The sequence below is a fragment of the Xanthomonas sp. NCPPB 3174 genome, from assembly GCF_056725205.1.
On the sequence record NZ_CM161517.1, the window covers coordinates 3,599,762 to 3,610,690 of the forward strand.

At 69.8% G+C, this 10,929-nt stretch carries 6 protein-coding genes; 3 read left to right on the top strand and 3 right to left on the bottom strand.

Going from position 1 to position 10,929, the window contains the following annotated elements:
* Positions 1-14 precede the first annotated feature (14 nt).
* Both AC1PK7_RS15590 and galA read left to right on the top strand, forming a co-directional pair.
* On the top strand, positions 15-1,190 hold the full coding sequence (locus AC1PK7_RS15590) for a glycoside hydrolase family 53 protein (protein ID WP_481098723.1): 1,176 nt from the start codon (positions 15-17) through the stop codon (positions 1,188-1,190).
* Positions 1,187-3,748 carry a beta-galactosidase GalA gene (gene galA / locus AC1PK7_RS15595; RefSeq protein WP_481098724.1) on the top strand — a complete coding sequence of 854 codons (2,562 nt, stop codon included), beginning with the start codon at positions 1,187-1,189 and terminating at the stop codon, positions 3,746-3,748. The genes AC1PK7_RS15590 and galA overlap by 4 nt, the downstream gene beginning before the upstream one ends.
* A 186-nt stretch (positions 3,749-3,934) precedes the next feature.
* On the opposite strand, the gene AC1PK7_RS15600 is transcribed toward galA, so the two are convergent.
* Positions 3,935-5,863 carry an alpha-L-fucosidase gene (locus AC1PK7_RS15600; protein ID WP_481098725.1) on the bottom strand — a complete coding sequence of 643 codons (1,929 nt, stop codon included), beginning with the start codon at positions 5,861-5,863 and terminating at the stop codon, positions 3,935-3,937.
* A 445-nt stretch (positions 5,864-6,308) separates the two neighbouring features.
* Between AC1PK7_RS15600 and mutS the strand changes: the two genes are divergently transcribed.
* Positions 6,309-8,921: a DNA mismatch repair protein MutS gene (gene mutS / locus AC1PK7_RS15605; protein ID WP_481098726.1), complete on the top strand. Its 2,613-nt coding sequence runs from the start codon at positions 6,309-6,311 to the stop codon at positions 8,919-8,921.
* A gap of 375 nt (positions 8,922-9,296) precedes the next feature.
* Here the strand turns inward: mutS and AC1PK7_RS15610 are convergent, their stop codons facing one another.
* Entirely contained in the window at positions 9,297-9,956 is a 660-nt protein-coding gene (locus AC1PK7_RS15610) for a glutathione S-transferase family protein (RefSeq protein WP_481098727.1), read from the bottom strand.
* A gap of 57 nt (positions 9,957-10,013) precedes the next feature.
* The gene (locus AC1PK7_RS15615) at positions 10,014-10,709 is read right to left on the bottom strand and encodes a helix-turn-helix transcriptional regulator (protein WP_481098728.1); all 696 of its coding nucleotides are present in this window, start codon (positions 10,707-10,709) and stop codon (positions 10,014-10,016) included.
* Between the last annotated feature and the right edge of the window lie 220 nt (positions 10,710-10,929).

Genomic DNA, 10,929 nt, shown 5'->3' on the forward strand with positions numbered 1-10,929 from the left:
CGGTGGAGACCCGCATGCGATCCAGACGCACCTGGCTGCCGGCGCTCGCGCTGGCCCTCGCCACCGCCCTCGCCGCGCCCGTGGCCGGCGCCGGCACGCTGTACCTCGGCGCCGACCTGTCCTACGTCAACGAGATGGAGGATTGCGGCGTGCAGTACCGCGACCACGGCGCGGTGCGCGACCCGTTCGAGCTGTTCCACGCGCACGGCGCCAACCTGGTGCGCGTGCGCCTGTGGAACGATGCGCGCTGGACCCGCTACAGCGACCTGAGCGACGTCAAGAAGACCATCCGCCGCGCGCGCGCACAGGGCATGCAGGTGCTGCTGGACTTCCACTACTCCGACGACTGGGCCGACGGCGACAAACAACTGATCCCCAAGGCCTGGGCCAACATCACCGACCAGGACGAACTGGCGCGCACGCTGTACGGCTTCACCTACGACACGCTCAGCGCGCTGGACCGCGCCGGGCTGATGCCGGAACTGGTGCAGGTGGGCAACGAGAGCAATTCCGACCTGATGGACAGCCAGCCCTGGGACAAGCGCCGGCCGATCGACTGGACCCGCAACGCCAAACTGTTCAACGCCGGCATCAGGGCGGTGCGCGACGCCGGCGCGCGCTCGACGATCAAGCCCAAGGTGATGCTGCACATCGCCCAGCCGGAGAACGTGGAGCCGTGGTTCGCCGACGCCGCCAAGGCCGGCGTGCGCGACTTCGACTTCATCGGCATCAGCTACTACCGCAAGTGGTCGCGCGAGACCATGGACCAGCTCGGCGCCACCATCAAGCGCCTGCGCCAGCGCTATCCGGCCGAAGTGATGGTGGTGGAGACCGCCTATCCGTGGACGCTGGAAAGCGGCGACCCCTCGCCCAACCTGCTCGGCGCCGACTCGCTGATCAAGGGCTACCCTGCCACCCCGCAGGGCCAGTTGAACTACCTGGTCGACCTCACCCAACTGGTGGTCGACAACGGCGGCAGCGGCGTCGTGTACTGGGAGCCGGCCTGGACCAGCAACACCTGCAAGACCCGCTGGGGCGTCGGCTCCTCGTGGGAGAACGCCAGCTTCTTCGATTTCCGCCACGGCAACGAGCTGCTGCCCGGCATCGGCTTCATGCAGCACGCCTACCGACCGGCGCCGGCCACGCCAACCGGCAAGGGTGCCGCGCCGGCGCAGGACGCGCAGCCATGATCGAACTGAGCCGCCGCGACCTGCTGCGCTCGCTGGTCGCCGGCGGCGTGCAGGTGGCGGTGCCCGGTGCCGCCGCGGCGCTGGCGCCGGCCACGCTGGCCGCCACGCCCATCGGCAGCGATGCCAGTGCGCCACTCTCGCTGGATCTGGACGACGATGCCCCGCGCCAGCGCCTGCTGTGCGATGGCGGCTGGCGCTTCCATCTCGGCCACGCCGACGACCCGGCGCGCGACTTCAATTTCGGCACCTTCCAGCGCACCTACGCCAAGGCCGGCAAGGACACCGCCGATGCGGCCCTGCTCGGCTTCGACGACAGCGCTTGGGAGCGCATCGACCTGCCGCACGACTGGGCGGTGGCGCTGCCGCCGCGCCAGGATCCGACCTCCACCCTGCTCAACGGCGAAGACCCGGCCGCCGCGCACGGCTACAAGCCGCTGGGCCGCACCGATCCGCAGACCAGCATCGGCTGGTACCGGCGCGTGCTGGAGATTCCGGCGGAGGACCTGGGCAAGCGGATCAGCCTGGAATTCGACGGCGTGTTCCGCGACTGCATCGTGTTCTGCAACGGCCACATCGTCGGCCGCAACGGCAGCGGCTACTGCGGCTTCGAAGTCGACCTCAGCGACGTGCTCGACTACGGCGCCAGGAACATCATCGCCGTGCGCGTGGATGCCACGCTCGGCGAAGGCTGGTTCTACGAAGGCGCCGGCATCTACCGCCACGTCTGGCTGCGCACCACCGACGCGCTGCACGTGCCGATGGACGGCGTGTCCGTGCGCAGCGCCTGGGACGGCGGCGACGCGCAGGCGCTGGTGGAGACCGAACTCGGCAACCACGGCGCGACGCCGCGGCAGTGCAGCGTGGTCTCGGTGATCCGCGCGCCGGACGGACGCATCGTCGCCCAGAATAGTTCTGCACCGATTACGGTCGAGCCCGGCGTGGTGCAGCGCGTGCAGCAAACCCTGGACCTGGGCACGCCCGCGCCGTGGTCGCCGGAGAACCCTCAACGCTACACGCTGTCCACGCGCCTGCTCGGCGACGGCCGCACCTGCGACGCGACCACCACCCACTTCGGCGTGCGCCGCCTGCAGTTCGATCCGCAGCGCGGCCTGCTGCTCAATGGCGCGGCCTACAAGCTGCACGGCACCAACAACCACCAGGACCATGCCGGCGTCGGCACCGCCATTCCCGACCGCCTGCACGAATGGCGCCTGCGCCAGCTCAAGTCGATGGGCTGCAACGCCTACCGCAGCGCGCACAACCCGGCCTCGCCGGCGGTGCTGGAGTTGTGCGACCGGCTGGGCCTGCTGCTGATCGACGAGACCCGGCGCATGTCCTCCGACGACGAGGCCATGGCCGAACTGACGTCGATGGTGCGGCGCGGCCGCAACCATCCCTGCGTGATGCTGTGGTCGCTGGGCAACGAAGAGCCGCAGATGGTCACCGCTCGCGGCGCGCGCATCGTCGCGCGCATGCAGCGCCTGGTGCGGCGCCTGGATCCGAGCCGCCCCACCACCTTCGCCATGGACAAGGGCTTCGACGACGGCGTCAGCCAGGTCGTGGACGTGGTCGGCTTCAACTACCGCACCACGCAGATGGACGCCTTCCATGCGCGCCATCCGCAGATCCCGGTCTACGGCAGCGAGACCGGCAGCACCGTCGGCGTGCGCGGCAACTACCGCACCGACGACGTGCGCGGCTATGCCCGCGCCTACGACCTCGACTACCCCTGGTGGGCCAGCAGCGCCGAAGCCTGGTGGAGCTATGTCGCGCAGCGCCCGTACATCGCCGGCGGCTTCGTCTGGACCGGCTTCGACTACCGCGGCGAGCCGACCCCGTACAACCGCTGGCCGAACGTGGCTTCGCAGTTCGGCATCCTCGACAGTTGCGGCTTCCCCAAGGACAACTACTGGTACTACCGCGCGCAATGGACCGCCGCGCCGGTGCTGCACCTGTTCCCGCACTGGAATTGGGACGGCCTGCTGGACGAGCGCGACAACGGCATGGTCGACGTCTGGTGCCACAGCAACCTGGACGCGGTGGAACTGCTGGTCAACGGCGTCAGCCAGGGCCTGCAGCAGGTGCCGGCCTACGGCCACGTCGAGTGGCGCGTGCGCTACGCACCGGGCCGCATCGAAGCGCGCGGCTATCGCGGCGGCAAGCAGGTGCTGACGCAGCTCCGCGAGACCGTGGGCGCCCCGGCAGCGGTGCGCCTGCGCTGCGAACGGGCGAATCTGCTGGCCGACGCCGAGGACGTGGCCGTGGTCGCGGTGGAGATCGTCGACGCCAAGGGCCGCGTCGTCCCGACCGCCAGCGACACCGTGCGCTTCGCCGTCCGCGGCCCCGGCCGTCTGATCGGCGTGGGCAACGGCGACCCGTCCAGCCACGAACCCGACAAGGCCGACCAGCGCCGCGCCTTCAACGGCCTGTGCATGGCCTTGCTGCAAACCACGCGCGATGCCGGCACGCTGACACTGGAAGCGACCGCGCCCGGATTGGTGCCTGCGCGGCTGGCGCTGAAGAGTGTGCGCACCAGGCCGCGGCCGTTCGTCGCCTGAGGCGGGCGCGCGCTTCCAAGGCGCCGTGCGGCGCCATCGTCATGCGCTCCCGGCTTGGTGCTCCTACGACGCTTCATTCCGAAGCCGATCTACGACGCCTCGCCAGCATCGCCCCAGCCACGAAGCTGCATCGCCCCCGCGATGCCCGCTCCCCCACCGCGCATCGCGGCGCGGGAGCGCCAGCCCTCATCGCAAGCGCGAGAAGGCACCGATACCGGCGATCGCCAGCCGCTCGGCGGGCAGAGCCGTTTCGGCGAACGACAGCCGCAGGTAACGGATCTGCCGGACCTCGGGGAAATTCAGCCGCTGGGTCGAGAGCGCGTAGGCGATATTGGACAACTCGCCGCCGCCGGCCGGCTGCCAATGCTGGCCATCCTCGCTGCTTTCGGCGCGATAGCCCTTCGGCGGCGCCGCACCGTTCATCACCGTGCGCGAGGGGGTGAGGCTGAAGCCGGCGACCTGGCGCAGCGCACCGAGGTCGATGGTCACCTGCACGGGATGGCCCGGCGTGGGAGCGGGCACGACCCAGATCGTGCCGGCATCGTCGTCGAGCAACTTCTCCGCTCCCGGCGCGCTGGCCGCGACGATGCGCCACCCCGCGGTGGACAGCACGTCCGGCGCGTTCGCCGTGGGCCGCGCGACCGCAACGGGCGCCACTGCGCGGAACAGCGCGAATTCGCTGATCGCCGGACAGACCGGCGCCTCGAGCACACGCAGGCGCACACGGCGCGCGGCGACCGGACGATCGAGCCGCAGGATCCGCTGCGCGCCGATGCATTGCGCTTCGGCCAAGCGCTGCCATTGCCCATCCACCTCGGCGTCGATCGCGAAGCGGGTGACGCGCACGCCCAGCGGCAGGTATTCGCGCAGCCGGATCAGGTCGAAGCTGTGCGCCGCCGACAGTTCCAGCGTCAGCGTCGGCGTGGTGACGTCGTCCGGCGTGGACCAGTAGCTGTCCGGCTGGCGGTCGAGCACACGCTCCGGCTCGAACCCCGGACCGCGCGACGCGCTGGCGCTGGCCTTGGCGCCCTTGGCCAGATCGATGGCGAAGCTGGCGCGGATCGCGTCGCCGAAGCTCTTCAACACCGCGACGTCGTGGTCGGCGATGCGGCCGCGTCGGTCCGGCGGAAGATTGAGGTTCATGTTGGTGCCGCGCGCGACCGAGGTATCGAAGTAGCGCACCAGATTCTCCGGGCTGCGCACCTTGCCGTCTTCGTCGGCATGGTAGAACCAGCCCGGGCGGATCGAGGTGTTGGTTTCCGCAGGCCACCACAGGGCCCCGCCACGCACGCCGGCGTTGCCGTTTTCCTGCGTGTAAGGCGCATTGGGCATGGTCGGCCAGCACGGATCGCCGGCCACGCCCTCCTCGTTGCCGACCCAACGGATATCTGCGCCCAGCGGGTCGAAGGTGCAGGCCATCGGCTGGTGTTGGTGGACCAGCTCGATCATCCGCGGCCAGTTGTAGTAGGCGGGGGCATCGATCTTGCGGGTTTCGCGCGCTCCGCCGTAGTAACCGTCGCCACCATTGGCGCCGTCGAACCAGAACTCGAACAGGTCGCCATAACCCGTACACAGCTCGACGATCTGCTTGCGGAAATAGTCCAGATAGCCGGGACGGCCATACTCGGCGTGGTTGCGATCCCAGGGAGAGAGATAGATGCCGAAGGCCAGGCCGGCACGCCGGCACGCCGCGGCCATTTCGCCGACGATGTCGCCCTTGCCGTTCTTGTAGGGCGAATTGCGAATGCAATGCTCGGTCAGGCGCGTCGGCCACAGGCAGAAGCCATCGTGGTGCTTGGCGGTGAAGATGATCCCCTTGAGGTTGCCGGCCTTGGCCGCAGCGACGATCTGATCGGCGGAGAAATCGCTGGGATCGAATCTGCGCGGATCTTCGTCGCCGTAACCCCATTCCTTGTCGGTGAAGGTGTTCATCGCAAAATGCACGAAGGCGTATTGCTCCCACCGGTGCCACCGCAGCTGCCGCGCGCTTGGCACGGCGCCCCACGGTGCCGGCCCTTTCGGGCGCGGCGCGGCCACGATCTGGGCGGCGGATGCGCTGAAGCCCGCGGCGACGGCCACGACACCCGTGGCAAGAAAGGTACGACGATCGATCATGGACGCCTCCGGCTCTACACAAGCCCGGATCTTAGCTTTTCCAACGGCGAAACAGTCCTGCCCGCAGCGACACACGGTCGTTCAACGGCCACAACGTCACCGTGTGGCCGATCCGCCGCCGCGTGCTCGGGAATTGCACTGCGTGCTGTCGCCGATCCCCTTTTTTACGGACAATTGCAGCTGGCGCCGAGACGACTCGCACGCGGTTGCTGCGGACTTGGCATTGCACGTACCGCGTGCGCACCGGACATCCACTGTCTCGCGATTGACCTTCTTGCCGTCGCCGGCGGCAACGGTGCGACCCCGACGTTGCACCGCGGATCGGCAGGTGGCGCATCGAACCACGCACCGGGCTGGCGACGCGCCACGCTGTCATTTGCTGCGGGCACCCGTCCATACTTGTCCACGGACAGTCACCCCGAAATTCATTAAGTCACTGAATCAGATGCAGAATCGAGAAAAGACCCAAGTTCCTGGAAGCGCAGCGGAGCACACCCCGCTGATGAAACAGTTCTTCGCCGCAAAGTCCGAGTACCCGGACCTGCTGCTGTTCTTCCGCATGGGCGATTTCTACGAACTGTTCTACGACGACGCGCGCAAGGCCGCGCGGCTGCTGGACATCACCCTGACCCAGCGCGGCAGTTCCGGCGGTGCACCGATTCCGATGGCCGGGGTACCGGTGCATGCCTACGAGGGCTATCTGGCGCGGCTGGTGGCGCTGGGCGAGTCGGTGGCGATCTGCGAGCAGATCGGCGATCCGGCGCTGGCCAAGGGCCTGGTCGAGCGCAAGGTGGTGCGCATCGTCACCCCCGGCACGGTGACCGACGAGGCCTTGCTGGACGAGCGCCGCGACACCTTGCTGATGGCGATCGCACGCAACAAGCACGGCTACGGCCTGGCCTGGGCCGATCTGGCCGGCGGCCGTTTCCTGGTCAACGAGGTCGACAGCGAGGACGCGCTGGAAGCGGAACTGGCGCGGCTGGAGCCGGCCGAACTGCTGGTGCCCGACGAGGACCAGTGGCCGGAATTCCTGCGCGAGCGCCGCGGCGTGCGCCGGCGGCCGCCGTGGCTGTTCGATGCCGACAGCGGCCGTCGCCAGTTGCTGGCGTTCTTCCAGTTGCACGATCTGAGCGGCTTCGGCATCGACGACAAGCCACGCGCCACCGCCGCCGCCGGCGCCCTGCTCGGCTATGTGGAGGAAACCCAGAAACAGCGCCTACCGCATCTGACGGCGATCGCGATGGAGACCGCCGGCGAGGCGATCGCGATGAACGCGGCCACTCGCCGCCACCTGGAGCTGGACACCCGCGTGGACGGCGACACCCGCAACACCCTGCTCGGCGTGCTCGACAGCACGGTCACGCCGATGGGCGGGCGCCTGCTGCGGCGCTGGCTGCACCGTCCGCTGCGTCTGCGCGAGGTGCTGGTGCAGCGCCACCACGCGGTCGGCACGCTGATCGACCGCGGCGCCGACGCCGACCTGCGCGAGGCGTTCCGCGCGCTCGGCGACGTCGAGCGCATCCTCACCCGCGTCGCCCTGCGTTCGGCGCGCCCGCGCGACTTCTCCACCCTGCGCGACGGCCTGGGCCTGCTGCCGAAGGTGCGCGCGATCCTCGCCCCGCTGGATTCGCCGCGGCTGGCGGCGTTGGCGGCGGAGCTGGGCCAGCACGACGAGATCGCGCATCTGCTGGCGGCGGCGATCGCCGAACAGCCGCCGCTCAAGCTGAGCGACGGCGGCGTCATCGCCGCCGACTACGACGCCGAACTGGACGAACTGCGCCGGCTCAGCACCAACGCCGACCAGTTCCTGATCGACCTGGAAGCGCGCGAACGCGCCAACAGCGGCATCGCCACGCTGAAGGTCGGCTACAACCGCGTGCACGGTTACTACATCGAGATCAGCAAGGGCCAGGCCGACAAGGCGCCGGTGCACTACAGCCGGCGCCAGACCCTGACCAACGCCGAGCGCTACATCACCGAGGAACTGAAGAACTTCGAGGACAAGGTGCTGTCGGCGCGCGAGCGCGCGCTGTCGCGCGAGAAGCTGCTCTACGAAGGGTTGCTGGACACGTTGGGCGAGCGCCTGGAGCCGCTCAAGCGCGCCGCCGCCGCGCTCAGCGAGCTGGACGTGCTGGCCGGCTTCGCCGAACGCGCGCAGGCGCTGGACTGGACCCAGCCGGAGCTCGAGACCGGCGCCTGCCTGCGCATCGAACGCGGCCGTCACCCGGTGGTGGAAGCGGTGCGCGAGCAGCCGTTCGAACCCAACGACCTAGACCTGCACCCGGATCGACGCATGCTGGTGATCACCGGCCCGAACATGGGCGGTAAGTCGACCTACATGCGCCAGAACGCGCTGATCGTGCTGCTCGCGCACATCGGCAGCTACGTGCCGGCGCGGCGCGCGGTGATCGGCCCGATCGACCGCATCCTCACCCGCATCGGCGCCGGCGACGACCTGGCGCGCGGCCAGTCCACCTTCATGGTCGAGATGGCCGAGACCAGCTACATCCTGCACCACGCCACCGCGCAGTCGCTGGTGCTGATGGACGAGATCGGCCGCGGCACCTCCACCTACGATGGCCTGGCCCTGGCCGACGCGGTGGCGCGTCACCTCGCCCACCACAACCGCTGCTACACGCTGTTCGCCACGCACTATTTCGAACTGACCGCGCTGGCCGACGAATCGGTCGAAGGCGGCCCCAGCGGCATCGCCAACGTGCACCTGGACGCGGTCGAACACGGCGACCGCCTGGTGTTCATGCATGCGGTCAAGGACGGCCCGGCCAACCGCAGCTTCGGCCTGCAGGTGGCGGCGCTGGCCGGCCTGCCCCGGACCACCGTGGCGCAGGCGCGGCGACGTCTGGCGGAACTGGAACAACGCGGCGGCGAGAGCCACGCTTCGCAGATGGCGCCGCAGGCGCTGGACGCGCCGCAGCAGTTCGGCCTGTTCGCGGCCACGCCGTCCGCCGCGCAGGAGGCGCTGGCCGCACTGGATCCGGACGAACTCACGCCCAAGCAGGCGCTGGAAGCGCTGTACCGGCTCAAGTCGCTGCTGTAGGCGGCCTGCGGCTTTAGCCCCTCTCCCCCCCGGGAGAGGGGTTGGGGTGAGGGTCCGGCGCGAAGCGTCTCGCAGCGTTAGGACCCATGATGCTGCGCCCGTACCCTCATCCGCCCCTTCGGGGCACCTTCTCCCGAGGGGAGAAGGAAGCGCACTAGCCCCTCTCCCCCCGGGAGAGGGGTTGGGGTGAGGGTGCGGCGCGAAGCGTCTCGCAGCGTCAGGACCACGAGGCTGCGCCCGTACCCTCATCCGCCCCTTCGGGGCACCTTCTCCCGAGGGGAGAAGGAAGCGCACTAGCCCCTCTCCCGCGGGAGAGGGGTTGGGGTGAGGGTCCGGCCATACGGCATGACCCAACCGCCAGCCCTCCACATTCCGCTAGGCGCTCGCCGGCACGGCGCTCGGGCGCGGCATGAACGGATTCGGATGCGCCGCCAGCAGCGCATCGTCGATGGCCGCCGCCCGCTGCGCCGCCGGCCGCGCCATGTGCCGCTGCGCGAACGCGACGAACGCCGGCCGCGCCTGCAGCACGCCGATGCGCGTGTAGAAGCCGAGGAACGCGGCGGCATACAGGTCGGCCGCACTGAAGCGGTCGCCGGCCAGGTACGCGCGACCGGCGACGCCCTGCTCCAGCAGGTCCAGCAGATCCTCGCCATGGCCGTAGCCGGCACTGTGCGCCGGGGCCAGCGTGCCGTGCTGCTTGGCGGTGAGGAAGGCTTCGGCCGGTCCGGCCAGCAGGAACAGCCAGCGGTAGTAATCGCCCCGCGCCGGCGATCCCGGCGGCGGCGCCAGTTGCCGTTCCGGCACCAGGTCGGCCAGGTAGGCGCAGATCGCCGCATTCTCGGTGACGGTGGTGGTGCCGTGGACCAGCGCCGGCACCTTGCCCATCGGGTTGATCGCCAGATACGCCGGCGCCTTCATGCCGGTGCCGTAGTCGAGGATCTGCGCGCGGTACGCCAGGCTGGTTTCTTCGAGCATCCAGCGCGCGATGCGGCCGCGCGACATGGGGTGGGTGTAGAGCACAAGATCGTGGGACATGGTCGGACTCCGTGGTGGACGCCGCGCAGTCTGCGCGGCCCCTGCTGACACCTGCTGTCAGGAGCCGACGCCGTACCCGGTGGCGGCGCGCCAGCGTCGGATCAGCTGATGCCGCCGCGTCGGGTAGCGCTCGCCGTCGTCGCGCAACGCCAGCACCCGGTCGGCACGGAAATGGCGGAAATCGCCGCGCAATTCGCACCACGCCGCGATCATGCCGTAGCCGCCCAGGAAGGCCATCGCGAACGGCCAGACGCGCCGTTGCGAGGCGCTGCCGCCGGCGTCGGCATAGTCCAGGTGCAGCACGTGCTCCAGGCGGATGCCGCGGCGCAGGACCGGCAACCATGGCGCCGCCGGCTGCGCGGGCGTGGCCGCCGGCACCAGCAGCCCGCTGGTCTCCAGCGCCAGCCGCAACGGCGCCGGCAGCGTCGCGCCGATCCGGGCGATGGCGCGCTGCGCGGCCTGCGCCAGCTCCGGGTCGGCCTGGCTCGCCACCCAGCGCGCACCCAGGGTCAGCGCTTCCAGTTCGTCCTCGCTGAAGTTCAGTTCCGGCAGCAGGAAGCCGGGGCGCAGCACGTAGCCCACGCCGGGATCGCCGAGGATGTCGGCGCCCTGCCCGCGCAGGCTGGCGATGTCGCGATACAGCGTGCGCAGGCTCACCCCCAGGTCGGCGGCGAGTTGCGCCCCGGCCACGGGCCGGCGGCGCCCGCGCAGGGCATCGAGCAGGCGCAGCAGGCGGGTGGCGCGTTGGGTCATCGCGACAGGATAGCGAGCGCAGCCGACCCAGCGCACATGGGCCGGATACGCCGACACGTGCCCGAAGGTTCAAGCGGCCAGCCATTCCGTCGAATGCAGCGATAGCCAATCACTATCGATTGATTAGAATAATTCGAATTCTATAGATGACCGCTTGCGCCTATCGTGTCTCCAGTTTCACCGCAGCGCCGCCGTATGATCGCGGCGCCACGCCACCACA